Source organism: Psychrobacillus sp. NPDC096389 (genome assembly GCF_044762855.1).
Classification (GTDB): Bacteria; Bacillota; Bacilli; order Bacillales_A; family Planococcaceae; genus Psychrobacillus.
This window is the reverse complement of record NZ_JBIWFB010000004.1, coordinates 100,856-116,381: the sequence shown is the minus strand read 5'-3', so window position 1 is coordinate 116,381 and position 15,526 is coordinate 100,856. Positions and strand designations below refer to the sequence as shown.

At 34.9% G+C, this 15,526-nt stretch carries 18 protein-coding genes; 5 read left to right on the top strand and 13 right to left on the bottom strand.

What is annotated here, in order from left to right:
- The first annotated feature begins 63 nt into the window (after positions 1-63).
- Positions 64-1,056 (top strand): ABC transporter substrate-binding protein, encoded by a 993-nt coding sequence (locus tag ACIQ38_RS12125; protein WP_402822904.1) that lies wholly within the window; start codon positions 64-66, stop codon positions 1,054-1,056.
- Between the two features lie 285 nt (positions 1,057-1,341).
- On the opposite strand, the gene ACIQ38_RS12120 is transcribed toward ACIQ38_RS12125, so the two are convergent.
- Positions 1,342-1,752 carry a M67 family metallopeptidase gene (locus ACIQ38_RS12120; protein ID WP_402822901.1) on the bottom strand — a complete coding sequence of 137 codons (411 nt, stop codon included), beginning with the start codon at positions 1,750-1,752 and terminating at the stop codon, positions 1,342-1,344.
- A gap of 1 nt (position 1,753) precedes the next feature.
- Entirely contained in the window at positions 1,754-2,872 is a 1,119-nt protein-coding gene (locus ACIQ38_RS12115) for a hypothetical protein (protein ID WP_402822898.1), read from the bottom strand.
- A gap of 311 nt (positions 2,873-3,183) precedes the next feature.
- Between ACIQ38_RS12115 and ACIQ38_RS12110 the strand changes: the two genes are divergently transcribed.
- The 4 genes from ACIQ38_RS12110 to ACIQ38_RS12095 all read left to right on the top strand — a co-directional run bounded on the left by ACIQ38_RS12110 (position 3,184) and on the right by ACIQ38_RS12095 (position 5,808).
- Positions 3,184-3,882, top strand: a complete 699-nt coding sequence (locus tag ACIQ38_RS12110; RefSeq protein WP_402822895.1) for a BMQ_0737 family morphogenetic spore coat protein — start codon at positions 3,184-3,186, stop codon at positions 3,880-3,882.
- Positions 3,883-3,974: 92 nt separating this feature from the next.
- The gene (locus ACIQ38_RS12105; RefSeq protein ID WP_402822892.1) at positions 3,975-4,547 is read left to right on the top strand and encodes a hypothetical protein; all 573 of its coding nucleotides are present in this window, start codon (positions 3,975-3,977) and stop codon (positions 4,545-4,547) included.
- Positions 4,544-4,858, top strand: a complete 315-nt coding sequence (locus ACIQ38_RS12100; RefSeq protein ID WP_402822889.1) for a hypothetical protein — start codon at positions 4,544-4,546, stop codon at positions 4,856-4,858. Before ACIQ38_RS12105 ends, ACIQ38_RS12100 begins: the two co-directional genes overlap by 4 nt.
- A 41-nt stretch (positions 4,859-4,899) precedes the next feature.
- Positions 4,900-5,808 carry a coiled-coil domain-containing protein gene (locus ACIQ38_RS12095; RefSeq protein ID WP_402822886.1) on the top strand — a complete coding sequence of 303 codons (909 nt, stop codon included), beginning with the start codon at positions 4,900-4,902 and terminating at the stop codon, positions 5,806-5,808.
- A gap of 94 nt (positions 5,809-5,902) precedes the next feature.
- Here the strand turns inward: ACIQ38_RS12095 and ACIQ38_RS12090 are convergent, their stop codons facing one another.
- The 11 genes from ACIQ38_RS12090 to ACIQ38_RS12040 form a co-directional block, all read right to left on the bottom strand.
- Entirely contained in the window at positions 5,903-6,793 is an 891-nt protein-coding gene (locus tag ACIQ38_RS12090) for a DMT family transporter (protein WP_402822883.1), read from the bottom strand.
- A gap of 89 nt (positions 6,794-6,882) precedes the next feature.
- Positions 6,883-8,334 (bottom strand): magnesium transporter CorA family protein, encoded by a 1,452-nt coding sequence (locus ACIQ38_RS12085; RefSeq protein ID WP_402822880.1) that lies wholly within the window; start codon positions 8,332-8,334, stop codon positions 6,883-6,885.
- A 110-nt stretch (positions 8,335-8,444) separates the two neighbouring features.
- Entirely contained in the window at positions 8,445-8,627 is a 183-nt protein-coding gene (locus ACIQ38_RS12080) for a histidinol-phosphatase (RefSeq protein ID WP_402822877.1), read from the bottom strand.
- Positions 8,628-8,711: 84 nt separating this feature from the next.
- Positions 8,712-9,158, bottom strand: coding sequence for a YndM family protein (locus tag ACIQ38_RS12075; RefSeq protein WP_402822874.1), 447 nt, complete (start codon positions 9,156-9,158; stop codon positions 8,712-8,714).
- Positions 9,159-9,164: 6 nt separating this feature from the next.
- Positions 9,165-10,163: a cytochrome c oxidase assembly protein gene (locus ACIQ38_RS12070; protein ID WP_402822871.1), complete on the bottom strand. Its 999-nt coding sequence runs from the start codon at positions 10,161-10,163 to the stop codon at positions 9,165-9,167.
- Positions 10,164-10,182: 19 nt separating this feature from the next.
- On the bottom strand, positions 10,183-10,650 hold the full coding sequence (locus tag ACIQ38_RS12065; protein WP_402823545.1) for a DUF2243 domain-containing protein: 468 nt from the start codon (positions 10,648-10,650) through the stop codon (positions 10,183-10,185).
- A 161-nt stretch (positions 10,651-10,811) separates the two neighbouring features.
- The gene (locus ACIQ38_RS12060) at positions 10,812-11,852 is read right to left on the bottom strand and encodes an ATP synthase beta subunit C-terminal domain-containing protein (protein WP_402822868.1); all 1,041 of its coding nucleotides are present in this window, start codon (positions 11,850-11,852) and stop codon (positions 10,812-10,814) included.
- Between the two features lie 169 nt (positions 11,853-12,021).
- Entirely contained in the window at positions 12,022-12,981 is a 960-nt protein-coding gene (locus tag ACIQ38_RS12055; RefSeq protein WP_402822865.1) for a hypothetical protein, read from the bottom strand.
- Between the two features lie 66 nt (positions 12,982-13,047).
- Positions 13,048-13,815 (bottom strand): hypothetical protein, encoded by a 768-nt coding sequence (locus ACIQ38_RS12050; RefSeq protein ID WP_402822863.1) that lies wholly within the window; start codon positions 13,813-13,815, stop codon positions 13,048-13,050.
- Between the two features lie 60 nt (positions 13,816-13,875).
- Positions 13,876-14,655: a hypothetical protein gene (locus ACIQ38_RS12045; RefSeq protein ID WP_402822860.1), complete on the bottom strand. Its 780-nt coding sequence runs from the start codon at positions 14,653-14,655 to the stop codon at positions 13,876-13,878.
- Positions 14,656-14,718: 63 nt separating this feature from the next.
- Complete coding sequence (locus ACIQ38_RS12040) at positions 14,719-15,141, bottom strand: hypothetical protein (RefSeq protein WP_402822857.1); 423 nt, start codon at positions 15,139-15,141, stop codon at positions 14,719-14,721.
- Between the last annotated feature and the right edge of the window lie 385 nt (positions 15,142-15,526).

Genomic DNA, 15,526 nt, shown 5'->3' with positions numbered 1-15,526 from the left:
TTATTATAAAATTTGTTATGAAAACGATTATCATTAGCACCATACTTAGGGGGAACTATTTAGATGAAGTCTTTTAAATTCTTATTCATCCTTATTTCTATCGTGAGCATTTTATTTCTAGCTGCATGTGGAAGCACGGAAGAAAAAGCAGATGATACACAAGACACAGGAAATAAAACAGAAGATACTCGCTATACTATTGAACATGCAATGGGTTCAACTACTATTGATAAAACACCTGAAAGAGTAGTAATCCTTTCTAATGAGGGAACAGAAGCACTTCTTGCATTAGGAGTTACACCTGTAGGCGCTGTACAATCTTGGCTAGGCGATCCATGGTATGAGCATATTTCAGATAAAATGAAAGAAGTAGAAGTAGTAGGAACAGAATCAGAAGTAAATTTAGAGAAAATTGCAGCTCTAAAACCAGATTTAATCATTGGTACGAAAATACGTCAAGAAGCAATCTATGATCAATTAAGCGCTATTGCTCCAACTGTTTTTTCTGAGACTTTAAGAGGCGACTGGGAAGATAACTTTAAATTATATGCAAAAGCTCTAAACCTTGAAGAACAAGGAAATGAAGTATTAAGTCAATTTGATGCACACGTAGAAAAAGTAAAACAAAGCCTTGGCGATAAAGTCAATCAAGAAATATCCGTTGTTCGTTTTATGGCAGGAAAATCACGTATTTACTATACGGACTCTTTCTCAGGAGTTATTTTCGATAAATTAGGATTCCATCGTACTGCACCGCAAGCTGAGTTATTCGAAGCAGATACTAAACTAGGAAATCTGGCAATAGAAGTAGGGAAAGAAGTAATACCTAAAATGGATGGAGATATTCTATTCTACTTCACATATGCACCACAAGGTGACCAGGCTGCTCTTGACACAGCAAAAGAATGGACAAATGATCCACTTTGGAAAAATTTAAGTGCAGTGAAAAGCGGAAACGTTCACGAAGTTAGTGATGCAGTTTGGAATACAGCTGGTGGAGTTTTAGCTGCTAACTTAATGTTAGATGAAATTGAAGCTATTTTTGAAAATAAATAATTTATTATAAAAAGGCATCATTCCCTCCAATTTTTAAGGGAATGATGCCTTTTTCAACTTATATATAGTAGATATACATTCTATCTTCCACAACACCCTCCACGCTTAGTGTTTTTAACTACTTTTTTTCCATCTGCTAAAGTGTTTATTACGGTAGGCGTTTGGGTAGTGTTCGTAGAGGCTTTTTTAATATATTGAATACTTGCCTTATTCTTTTTCAATGTAATTCACCTCCATCGCTATGGTGTAGTATATTAAAACTAGTAAATAAAGGTAGGGCTAATATTATGTTTCGATTAAAAAAGGACATTTTGAATACGTAGGGTGTAAAATGTGGTAGCACTTTGCTTCGGGAGGTTCTGACTTAAAAGAGACAATTAGCATTTTAATATCAGAATCTGGGTGGTTTATAATATCATAACTAGAAGGTATGGCTGCAGTTGTTGGGTGGGAGTGATAGATAGCTATCACATTTTCTTTCCGCTCTGCAATTTGCTTAAGCGTTTTTTCCACCATTGTCTTTGAAACAAAAAAACGCCTATCCGATTTTAGTTCATTTTCTAATACCCAAAATGAATTTACTTTTCCATTAATACCGGCAAGTAACCCACACGATTCATACGGAAGATGATTACGTGCATGGTCTATCATTTCTTTTAAAAGAAATTCTGAAATAATCACTTGTTTTATTTTCACCTTAACTTTTCTTTAGGAAAAAATTAAAAAATGATAAAAAATCCCTATTTTTCGCTTTATTTTCTGATTGTTCCATTACAATTGATTTATCCACTATTTCATTTACCATCTCATCTTTATCTTCTGTTATCATCTCGACCGTATCTTCTATTTTTACCGCGACTTCATCCTCTACTTTTATCTCGTCTGTATCTTCTACCTTTGCCTCTACTTTCATCTCGTCTGTATCCTCTACTTTCATCTCATCTGTATCTTCTACTATAATTTCACCTATATCTTCTACTATCACTTTACCTGCATCTGTTACTTCCATCTCACTTACATCTTCTACTACCATTTCAACTGTATTTTCTATCTCTTCAATTTTCGCTTCGTTCTGTACTATATCGAAAGATTTTCCAACATTTGTATTTTCTTCAAATTGAATATCATTTGCTATAAATGAAATAGAAGGGTTTACATTTACTTTTAATGGAATAGCTTGTTTTATTACAACTCTATTTAAAGTATTCGCGGTTCTCGTATGAGAACTCCTATACTGACTATTACTTATCTGAGTAGAGTTAACTCCTAGAGATGGAAAACTTCTTCTACCAATAGTTTGTTGTTTTTCACGATTATTCCCTAAACTTAAGCTTACTATAGGTTCCTGACTAACCGAAACTTCTTGGATATCGTTTGCATTATTAAAAAAGCTCTTGAATTGTTTGTAAGATAGAGGAAGAGCCGATGTTGGGATCGGAGAAGTTAATATCTCGGTATGATTCATTTCGGTTTCAATCTCACTCTCCTCGTTTTCGTTGATGATATTTATCGAATCGTGTAAATCGACTAGCGTATTTATACTTTCAATCAGATTGTTCACTTCATTAGATTTTAGTAAATCCATAATTACAGAAATGTCTTGACTTAATACCTCTACAGTTTGATTGATAGATTCAATCTGAACTGTAATATTCTTCACTCGTTCCCCATACTCCTCTTTTGGAATTTTTTCTGTTCCATTTTTAACTTCTGCTGAATTTCCAGCTTTTAATGAATTTAATGTGTCTCTATAAATCGCGATTTTCTGCTTTAGGTTTTCGATGTCTTGAGTAGAGTATAGCTTAGAATCTTCCATTATTTTCACCCCTTTGCGATATACGACTATACTATTAAGGACGATTGCATTGGGTGACAAATTTTAATAGTTGGTATAAAGCCTTTTGGGGTTGCAAATCTACCCATACCATCCCTCCATCAATAGTTGCTTCCATATTAAGATGTGCACAGAAGTACATGCACTAGGATTTAGATGTAAATCGATTTGCCAAAAAATCATTAAAACAGTCAATTTAAATAATGCCTTGGTAAGCACTTTACCTATACGCTTGAGCACTAACTCCATATGATACTTGTGTAAGCAAAAAAATAATGGAGGTTTTCGCAAATATGCAAGCAAAAAATTTAAGTGGTGGTCAAGAACTAATATGTATAAATGTCGATAAGGTTTATGACTGGATTGTGAAAGAAAGATCGTTTGATTATGTTCTACCAACAGGTAATATTGTATTCCTTCCAACAGCTTCTGTACCTACATCCACAGCTCCACTGACACTCTCTGGTGCCGTCGTAAAATGTGAAGTGACTCCTAGTCCTGTTAGTCCGATTGTCATTGTAGATCGTGAGGATCGTCCATTTGTCATTGATGGAACACCAGTTACGCTACAACAACTTAATATTCGTAAAAACTTTGTTATAACGCTTTGTATTACTTTAGCAGACGGAACAGTTTTGACTAGTGCACCTCCAACTGCAACTGTAAATCCAAGTCTCCTACTTTCTCGTTGTGAAGTAGTAACTATGTGTGCTCCTGATGGAACGGATGTTGAAATAACGTACACAGATCTAGACTGCTTCATCTGTACACCTGGAGTACTCACAGTAGGAACTGGAGCGACACCAACTATTCCTGCTGGTTCTATCAATATTGCAGGTTTAACCCTTTCCATAGTAACTTGCCAAAGCATCCAATCAACATTCCCTGTAACGGTTGAATTCTTGGCTGAGTTCTGTGAACCTAGAGATGATTTACCAACTGAATGCCCTGCACCAGTTCGTCCTCTACAATGCCCAGTTGTTTTTCCTTAATGCCGACAATGGTGATATTAGGTATGCACCAAACATATTATGAAGAGAGGATATTTCTCTCTTCATTTTTTTGATAAAAGGAGTGCGAAGTAGTGAAATACGATACGAATGATGTTGAAGCAAAAATAGCAAAGCTACAACAACAAAAGAAATCATACTTAGATGAAATAAAAAAGTTAGTAGTTGAGCTTAATAATTCTGGTAAACCGAATATAATAAGCTATTTTACTTATTCATTGGATATATCCCATGATCCTACACAGGAAAGCTTATGCCTTGGGTCTTACCATGTAATGAATACAGGCAATAAGTCGATTACAAATCCGTATTTATGCATTAAAATCTCAAATGAATCGCCTTTTTCTTTTTCTGGGAAGTACGTTTATGAAGATTTTAAACAATCACTAAAGGGTCCAGGAGGATGGCAACGCATAAATGAAAAAACGAATAAAGAGGAATTTTGGTTGAAACCTTTAGGTAAATCTTCCATTGAACCTAATGAAATCATTACTTTTTCCAATTTCCAGATTACTTGGACTTCTGAAAAGTCTTATGGAGGCAGTATTATGGGGTTTACATATAGTGACCAAACAAAAGAAGGAGTAACTGCGATTAATCCCATCAGTTTGAACGGGACTATCCTTAAACAGGAGGATGAAAAATGAGAGACCTGAATGGAAATGAACACGAAACTTCAATAAAAAATTTAATACGTCGATTAATGAAGGAACAACTAGACGAGCAACAAGAAGAAAAAAAGGAAAATGACAATAGTTTTATCTTTTTAGAAAGCAATACATTGAATAACCTTATTAATTATCTGTTAATAAACCAAAATAATCGAAAGAATACAGAAATGGTAGACGATAAAAGTATGCTTTCTCAAGAGAAAATTTTGGAGGAACTGGACCGTATCATTGTAGATAACCAACAGGAATTTGAAGAAGTCATCACTCTACTAAAAGAAAAGTTATAATTTTTCTTTCTTCAGGAACATTTGTGATGGGAGGTACTGACATGAACAGTGAAGACATCCAAAGTTACGATACGAAACAACTTCAACAAACGATTATTTACTTAAAAGCAGAACTAGCTAAATCTACTGATCGACTAAAAAAATATGATGATACGCCTGAATATGTATTAATAGAAAAACTAGAGCAAGAAATTTTTCAATTATCAAATGAAAAAGATGCACTATCTGATGAGTTGAATAAATTACAGGAAGAAATGGAAAAGCAGACGCTGGATTATAAAGATCGTATACATTTATACGATATGCAAAGAAAAACATCACTGACTACTATTAATCACTTAGAGAAAACTGCCACTGATTTACGGCAAATGAACAAGCAGTTGACGGAAGTTATTAAAGTATTAAAAGACGGTTTCAATAACGATAAATATAGAATGCAAAAGTATGACAAGCAAGTCTCTTCCCTTCATCAAAAGCTCGCGGAATACAAGCCGACCATTGAGCTGCTAGAGCATAACATTATTCATTTCGTGGAAGATGCAAATAAACAAGTATACTCCCAAATAGAAAAATTAGATACTACCGTCAAAGACTATACTCAATACCAAAAAGAAAGGCTGCACTTAATACGTGAAATAGAACAGAAAGATATAACTATAGAAGAACTCCAACAGGAACTATTGACTATAAAAAAACAAAATGAAAATGAGTTGGACCAAAAACCTATTACTCCAGCGGTTATAGATGAAGACTCCCTTTCTTCCACAAGTATTTCTACTACAGCCCCTGAAACATTTGTGCAATTAGAACATCAAATAAAAGAAGTATTAGGTAAATCGTTAGATTTCGAAGAAAAGTTGGATGCCAAGTTGATCATTATTAATGATTTAGAGCATAAACTAAATCAACTTGCTACAGAAATTGACAACAGAACAAATCCTCGTCTCTAGTATTCAAAAAACACTTCAATAAAAGAGGACTGCCCTCAAAAGACATTTTTCAATGTCTTTTGAGGGCAGTCCTTTTTCTGTTACTAAAAATAAATTATTTCACTTTCTTGTAACGATTCATTTGCTGTGTTAAAAATAAGAAAACACCAAGCAAAACAAGCAATCCACCTACAATTTGCCAGCCAACAAGACGTTCACCTAAGAAGATAGCTGCAAGAATGGTTGCTCCGACTGGTTCTCCTAAAATACTCATGGAAATGGTAGTAGCATTTACATAGTTTAACAACCAATTATTAATCACATGGGAAATGGTTGGTACAATGGCAAGCAGAACAAAGATTCCCCATTCTTTCGCATCATAGCCACCCATCGCTACATTTGTTACTAGGTTATAGACGACTAATGCAATAGCTGCAAACCCAAAAACACAAAAACTATAAATCCAGTGAGATACTTTTTTCACTGCATTTTGCCCGATTAACAAGTATCCGACAACGGCAATAACACTTAAAAAGGAAAGAATGTCTCCAATAATTGCATTTTTACTTAAACCGAAATCACCCCAACCAACCATTACGGCTCCTACAACAGCAATACCCATCGTTGTCAATGCTGCAGTCGTTGTTCTCTCTTTGAATAATATTGCACCACCAACTAACGCTATTATCGGTTGCAATGCAAGAATAATCGTTGAACTTGCGACTGTTGTTAGCTTGAGCGAACCAAACCAAAGTGCAAAATGTAAGGCTAAAAAGAGTCCCGAAAAAAGTAACAAACTCCACTCTCTTTTTCCTATGTTTCTAAATTCCTCTCGCTTAATCCATACAACCGGCACTAATAATAAGCACGCTAAAATCATCCGATACATACTTAAAATAGTCGCTGGTGCGCTAGACCATTTCACAAAAATTGCCGCAAACGATATTGCAATAATGGAAATGATTAAGGGTAACACTATAGACTTTGATGTATTTCCTTCGTTCACTTTTAGACCCGTCCTTTAACTTCCGTTATTTCTATATGTTTTATACTCATATAAATATACTGTATATGAGCAAGAATAGGAAATAGAAGTTATTTAAAGTGAGCCCGCTTCCGCTTTTTATATCGATTCAAAATTCCTTTTACTCCTGTGGATACAAGTAGAGCTACAGATAATCCTATTCCTGTTATGGCCGTTACGAGAGTAATCCACTCAAAAAAGGTATAACTGGCCATTTGAGACCAACTAAAATCTTCTTTCCAGTCTTCTATTACTAAGTTCATCCCGTAAATCCCCGAGACAACCGTGTAAACAGTTAATATGAACAACAGCATATTTTGGCGTTTACCTGCTTGCTTATCTTGCGAACGGTATAAATCATCGACCGTTCGTTTCACCTCTTCAAAAAGCGGATTTAGATGAAAAGCTTCACGCAACATATTTGTAAACTCTTTCCCTTCCGATCGAACCGATACTTCTTCAAAATAATAACGTGAATCAAATTTAGAAATAAGTTGGATTAACTCCTCTACATATCCCCTATCTTTCGCCCAACTCACTTCACTATGTTCAAAAGACAATCTTAACAGCATAATTTTATAATAAAAATGGAGCAACAAATTATAATAATGAATACTCATAAACTTGGCAATATCCTTCTTTAAGAAGTCTTTACTTTTTATCGAAATAGTCGTTTGCGTATGCAAAGAAGTAATTGTATAAGTATTAGGTGCCCATCTGTCATGTAACCACTTCTTCAAATAGCGCTCAATATATATGGGGTTAGTACTTGATATAAATTCCTCTCCATCAGAATTTTTTCCATCCAATTGTCCCATTCGGAATAATTGATCATTCGTGATAGATTGACCCTCATCACCTATTAAAAATGCGGATGAAAGCATGCGCTCATCTTCAAAAAACGGTAGACTCCCATAATAACCTTCCATCTTTTTATTTTCTCTTATAAACGGTTTTAAAAAAGGACATAGGTACTCTAAAATAAGTTCACTTGTTGTTCCGAATCTCTTATGACCCTGATGAATATTAGTTCCTTTTTCTTCTTCCAGTTTAGGCTCCAATACGCGAAAATGACTCATAAAATCTAGCACGTTCGTTAAGCTTTCTTGCTCTTCAGTCATTTCTGTTCGAACGGTGACAAGTCCAATACCAAAAGGACATAATATGATATCCAGACTATTTAGGATAAATCCAAATTCATATGTTTTCGCTTCTAAAGTAAATGGTTTCTTTATTTCTTTTGAGTACCGCAGAAAGCCTCTTTCGTTCACAGAGTGTGGAAATAATTTATCTTCTATAAAAGGTAAAAAAAATTGATCTAATTCTTCATGATTTATTTGAATATCTTCCCCATAATAAAGGTCTTGAAGCTCATGATTATCTAAATCGAAAAATACAAAATGATGTTTTTTCAATTGTTCCATTAGTTCTTTCCGTTCCTTCTCACGAAATGAAAAGGGGAATAAGAAATTCATGAAAGCACCGGTTATGTCTAAATGCTGAATATCTTCCTTTTTCACCACTTGGATACCTCCATATACTTCAAGTTAGCTCTATATACCACCAAGGAATAGACTTTAAACAAAAATACAGTCCTCCCTAATATTTAACTTAGGAAGGACTGGACGTAAGATTATTTAATATTATTTTGATTGTTTTGGTTATTACGATTGCTATTGCGGTTATTTTGGTTATTGTTATTATTTTTTTCTTTACGTTGTGGATTATTTAGATTTTCAAAGTTGAAATCCTCTCCGAACTCGACCTCATTGTTTGGGTTGTTTTGGTTGTTATTACGGTTATTATTGTTTCCCATGGCTGTTCACCTCCTTGACCATATTAGAATGGTCAGAACGATTTGGATTATACTCATTCAGTTGAAAAGTTTTTTATCTTTGTTTCACTTCTTTTTGTTTACTTTTTCTATATCCACTTCTTCTGCAAACTCAGTTTGTAAATTTGTGCGCTGGTAATATCCGGTTTTTTCTTCCGGATTTTTTTTTCGTGGTTCAAAAATATGGTTAGACATATATCGATGCAAAAATAATTCACCCATCATGATGACTAAAGCAGATACAAAGGCAGCTGTTAATAATGCAATCGGTACATCATATACATTGGCCGCAAACAGCCAGACTACGACCAAGGCAAGGAAGAAATCAACAATCGCTGCTAGAACATTTCCAATTCGAGGTAAAACGAACATATCTCCAATAAAACCAACAACAGTCAATACGACGCTTGTCATAAGTATGTCGGTGAATTTTATCTCATAAAAAACACCTAAGATAATCCATAAAACCGCAGTCGTCATCCCAAATTTCATTAAAAAAGCTTTAATATGCAATTGCCTCTACACCTCTCGCTCTTTGTTTGGATCAAACTTATTACTAGGAACATCTTTCATACCTTCACGCTTATACTTTTCGGCAAACCACTCATTTAGTTCGTTATAGCTCATACCTGAATTGGCATTAAGTCTTTTTACTTCGTCAATATCTGTCCCGACAACTGTCAAATTTGCATGTCTATTTTCCATATAAACCATTTCCTTTCTATTATTTGAAGTTTGTATATCAGTCCATTTCACACTAGATCGAGTGCTTCTAAACCATTGGTAACAGAGGATACAAACTAGTCCTACTTCTATAGCATCTCCACCATAATACATAATCATCCCACCGGATTTCGCTTGAGTGGCCAATACGTTCCCTGGAGGATGCGCATAAATATATTTAGACAATATAGAGTGCGCTGCTAAAGCAGTTAATAATACAAGAGACCGATAAACAAAGGATTTTTGAAAAGGAATAGGATCAATATAGATTATTGATATTGTAAAAAGATAACCTGCTAGGAAAATGTGAAGATGAATGAATATATGTAGTACAACATGCTCATGCATGATAGAAAATAATTCAGTTGTATAGAGTAGCCATAAGCCTCCGACATTTATAATAGAAGTGAAAATAGGATGATGTAAAACATTTACTAGACGATTACGCAAAAAACGCGTAAGATTTCTTGCCAACCGAACAGGAAGCGCGCGTAAGAGAAGCGTCATAGGAGCACCTAATGCCATAAGTAGCGGGGCAAGCATACCAAGAAGCACATGACCCACCATATGTGCAGAAAAATCTGCATGAGAACGATCCGCTATTGGTCCAATAACCGATAAAGATGCACATACTACACCCATTGTCCATAAAAGTATGCGGTAAAAGGGCCATTGTTTTTTCTTCTGATTAGATGTATTTACTGCAATGAAATAAAAAATAAGAGCTAGAACAAACGGTGCTACTAGTATCAGTTGGCTAAGAAAAATTTCATTGGAATCATCATGAATATGCATATATAACAGCTTCCTTCATTTAACTTTGTGTTCGATACAATAGAACAATGCCAATGACAATCATAATAACAGCTGTAATATTCCACACTAAATCATATGGAAATACATCGACATGATAGCGAATTTGATGCAGCCTCATTAGTTTATGTTGGATAATACCATCATAAAGTTGAAACACTCCGGCCCCTAAAAATATACCGCCAATCCATCTCTTGAGCCAAAATGCATGCCGTCTATGCAGGTCAGCCAACAAAAAAGAAGATCCAATCGTTGCAAAAAAGCTAAAAGCATGGAATAGACCATCAGAAACTAGTCCTATTTCAGTTGTAGATTTATCATAAAAATGATGCCAATGTAAAAGCTGATGAAATACTGCCTCATCGATAAAAGCCACTATCCCAAAACCAAATAAAATACCTGTCCACATATTACGCTTTGCGTATATCAATTGATTATTAGCCTTGGTAGTATCTTTAACATTGCTCATTGTGGTATTCATTAGAACCTCCGTGTAGTAACTATTTAAATTTTTGTTTAGTTTTCCCTTGAATAGTCCTGTTTAAACGTTTACCAACTAAAACCTAATTTCTGAATTAAACATCTAAAAAAGAAAAGTGAACGGAATATTACTCCGTCCACTTTTCTGAGTTATTCTATACTGCCTTTGTATTTTAATTCTTCAACAGACAGATGATCCATTTTTCTGTCTAAAATAGACTCTACATCCTTAAGTGTTTGTGACATAGAAACTGCTTTTCCCTCTTGGCCAGTGAATGCTTCTGCAACAAAGAATGGTTGTGAAAAATAGGCTTCCAAACGCTCTCCTCTTTCGTATATTCCCAATTCTGTATCTGGAATTTTATTAATCCCATGAACAATAACAATTGAGCGCAATTCACGATAGCGGCGTAGAAGCTTCTGTGCCCGTTGCCTTAAGTTGAAATGGCGTTCATCTAAGTCCACACCTTCAATTATAGAGGATGTTGAATACAGTGGATGGATAGCTGGATAAAGATGACGTGTTGCAAGATCTGCATCCAATTGCCAGACAGTTTCTAAAGGCCCATAAGGCATATCTTCATCGACCACTTCGCCAGAAAGGTCTAATAAAATGGTTGTGATGTTATGAATACTTTCTGCTACCAACTTTTCTTGTAAATCTAAAAGCTCCCCAGATACTATAAAACTCTTATCAGTAATAAAAATAATATTCCCCGTTAGCTCTGCTAATTTTGCAAACGTCTCATCTATGGAGACCGTAATAAAGTCGGCTAACTCTGTAGTACCATCTAACTCACTATGCTCAGTAGTTGGCAATAAAAAAACAGTTGTATAATCACTTTCTTTAAAACGATGCATTAGCTCAGCCAGAATAACAAGTTGCCCCATTCCTGGACGAGCCACTAATCCTGTTGTACCTCCTTTTACTAGTGGTGCAAAAAAATCCAATGTTTTAATTTGCGTTTCAATCATATTTAACTTCTCCCCCCGTATGATTAATTCATCCACTGTACAATTAGCAAGCGTTGCCAGACCAACAAGCGTTCTTACTTCTGCTTTACCTAAATCAATTTTTCCTGTACACAGATTGGATACTGTTGCAGGTCGAATTCCAATCGATTTTGCGGCAGTCGTTAAATTTGGTACTTTTCTTCTAAGTAAAGCGACATTTAAACGAATATCGTCCATTACTCCCCCTCCTTAAGTTACTTTTATAGTAATTTATTTTACCATTAAACGCAATATATTTTACCTTAAAAAGTAATTATTTTTACGTTATAGATAATTAAAAGCACCCGGTTCATCTACAATTAATAAATTGTAGATGAACCGGGTGCTCCATATGATTATCTAATTATTATATTGTAATCGCACTCAACGATTTATTTAGTAAGTATAATACTTTTTCATTAAATTGTGATGGTGCTACTCTAGACATCTCTTCTATTGATTTATATTGGATTTGATGAAACTCCGGATGATTTTCGATACCTCTTAAAACACTATTCATCGCTTGGCGTGCCTTTGGATTCATCATTATATCAGAAAAAGTACTGTTTATAGAAAAAGCGCCGCTAGCTATAGTGAGCTCTTCTACTGTTACATTTTGAAGGTCAGGCATTGTAAACCAATTTGAAACCGAGTAGATGTCTACTATAACCGGTTCTGGTGGAGCACTGGCAACTGGTTCTTCTACAGTAGGTTCCGTAGATTGAATTGATTCCGGATTTGTCTCTTTGATTGGAGCTTGCTCAACATTTTCCCCACTTCCATGTACAGGTGTAATTTCCGGATTTGGTGTTGGTGTCGATACAACTGGTTCTTCCGTTTGTGACATTTCTGGGATTGGTATAGGAATTAGTTTTAACTCAGCTGCTTGTTCGTCCATTTGTGCTTTTGCTTGATTTATTATTGCATCTAAGTTGGCTAACACCGCTGCTTCTTGCTCACTGTTATCGATTTTCATGTTTGATTTTAAGTTGTTGGCGTATGCTTGTAGTGCTTCTAGGCGGCTTTGTTTTTGACTAGCAGTGAAATTTGCAAGTTCATTTTGTGCATTTTTCATTTCTTCTTGTAGGTCTATCTCCAAACTTTTCATAAGACGATCGGTTTCTGAAGCAACTGCACCATCAATTTCTTGAACGGATTCCGCTTTTTTATTATTAAACCAATTAGTGAGTAATCCTTGGATATCTTGATCAGCTAAGGCAGTTTTCACACCAGTTCCCAGGCTAATACTTAAAAATAGGGCTCCAACTATAATTGTTATTTTTTTATAAGGACGTAGTTTTTTATATTTTTCCACTCTACTTAGCATTCTGATTCCTCCAATCTAAAGAATAAGAACCTCTTAACAGAGGTCCCTATAGAATAATGAATAAACTTATATTCCGTTAACTGCATCCTGCATCGCTTGTTTCGCTTCACCCTCTATCTTTTTTGCAGCAGCGGTAATAGCCTCTGTTTGTTCTTGCACCATATAGTTAGTCATAAATTGAGTCCAAATTAGTAAATCAGATACTTCTTTATCCACTATTTTCTTAAGATCTTCAGTTTTTGTTGATACATTGCTATCCAACTTTTCTTCTAATCCTGATTTAGCAACTCTTATCGCTTCTTCCAAATCTGCAACAGCCTTATTTGTCGTTTCTTGAAGTTCCATATTTAATGTTCCTAGGGCAGCTTTTCCTTCTGCTGAGGTATGAGCACTCATATCTGCATCTGCCTGTCTTGCAGCCTCTACACCTAGGTCATGGAGTTTTTTCTTTTCAGCTTCAAACAGTTTGTTAAATTCCGTATCCGCATAACCTTCTAGTTCTTTTCTTTTCTTTGCAAGGGCTGCTTTATGGTCTTTAAGCTCCTTTTCAATGTTACTGTTTGCAACAGCTGTAGAGGTTTCTCTCCCAATGTCAATACTATTACTAGCCCCTGTTTTCATTTTATTATATTCTACCATTGCAACAGTTGTTTTCTCACCTACGTAATTATCTACATTAGTACTCAATTCAGATTTCGATAAGTTAAGTTGCCCAGTGAACCAATTCCCTAGTTTAGTCCCTGCATCAGAAGCTCCAAATGCTATACCAGAACCTGCTATTAATGTTACCGCTACTGTTCCTGCTACTACTTTACCTTTTAGTGTTTTAATCATTTTAATGTCATCCTTTGTTTTCATAGTTTTTTAGAATATCTCTATATTGTTACTGCTAAATTATTTTTCGTTTAGCAATTCTTTTACACGATTTTCTAATTTTAACTTAGAAGCCACTTCTAGTTCTGCCGCTTTATTGCTGATAGCTGTTTGATGCGAAGCTACTAATTGCTCTGTTTTAGTAGTGATTAAACCAAGAATTCTTGTAATCTCATCGTCTACAGCTTTATTAATTTTTTCAACCGTCGCTCCACTCTTGTTATTCAAAAGACCTTGCAAATAGGACTTAGTACTACGAATTTCCGTTTCTAGTTCCGATATTGCCGCATTTGTAGTTTCCTCAATTTCTGTATTTACATGAGCTAATGCTGCTTTTCCATCTTTATCAGTTTGATTCTTCAAATCAGCTTCTGCCAAATTCTTTGCAATAAAACTTGCACCATTTAGTGCTCTATTAGCGTCTTTTTCAATTTTATTAAACTGACTGTCTATTTTATTTTCAATATCCGTTTTTGTAGATTGTACAGAAGCTATATATTTATCCTTTTCAGCTTTAATACCATCTGTTGCAGTACCAGTTGCAGTATCTCTTGTTTTATTAATGTCATCAGTAGCATCTCTTTTCAGCTGATTCTTTCCATCGTTAAACTCGATAAACTTTTGAGCAGAATGTTGTGCTGTTTCCAAAGCAACCTCAGTACTTGCTTTTCTGAACTTTGCATCATACCAATTCTTTATACCAGCACCTGCGTCTGTTGCTCCAAAAGCTACCCCTGTACTCGATAAAAGTCCTACTACAACTGTTCCTGCGATTACTTTACGTTTTACTGTTTTTTTCATATTAATTTCTCCCTCGTCTTATAGTTTTAGATGAATAACTAGATTTAATAACTGAATGAGTGCTTATTTACTTAGTACATCTGCCAATATTTTTTCAACATCTCGGAGAACTTCTTCTTCGATTTCTACTTTGTCCACATATTCATCAAAGTTAACTTTCTCCAACTCGTTAACGGTCTCATCTATACGATTTTTTATATCGCTCGATTTAGCGTCAATGTTTGAATTTACTTCTTTGACTTGGCCATTCAAAAACTGTGTAATGGCGCCAGTAAAATTCTCTTTCGAGTCTGTTAGAAAGCCCTTCATTTCATTTAGTACTTCTAGTACGCCTGACGAAGTAGCATCCTTAAACTTTTCACTCTCCTTATGAAATGATTGTCCATACCATTTAGAAAGGGAGGTTTGTGGTAGACCACTAGCATAAATAGTACTGGATCCTAATAGAACACAAAAAACTAAAATAATTCCTGCAACTTTTTTCAACGTTAGCACCCCTTTCACGTTGCTCTCAACCACTATACCCATATACCTATTCTTTTATAACTAAATTTTTAGAAATAAAAACCTCCTTTTTGATTCTTTTATTGATTTTCTCATTACTTCTCATTCACATTTAGTTAGTTAGTGACAGAAGATTAACATAACTATACTTCTGCTAATTTTGCGGGCAACATTTTCTTCATAACTTCTACTTTTTCTACAAACAAAGTCACAAGTTTTAAGTATATGACCATTTTTAGGGGTATAAAGTTACAATTAACACACTTTTTTTCTTCATATTATTCCAACAACCACAACTAATTACTCACTAATAGACAAATAACAAATTAAAATATCCAATTATAGTTCTTTGTACCTTATTTTATAT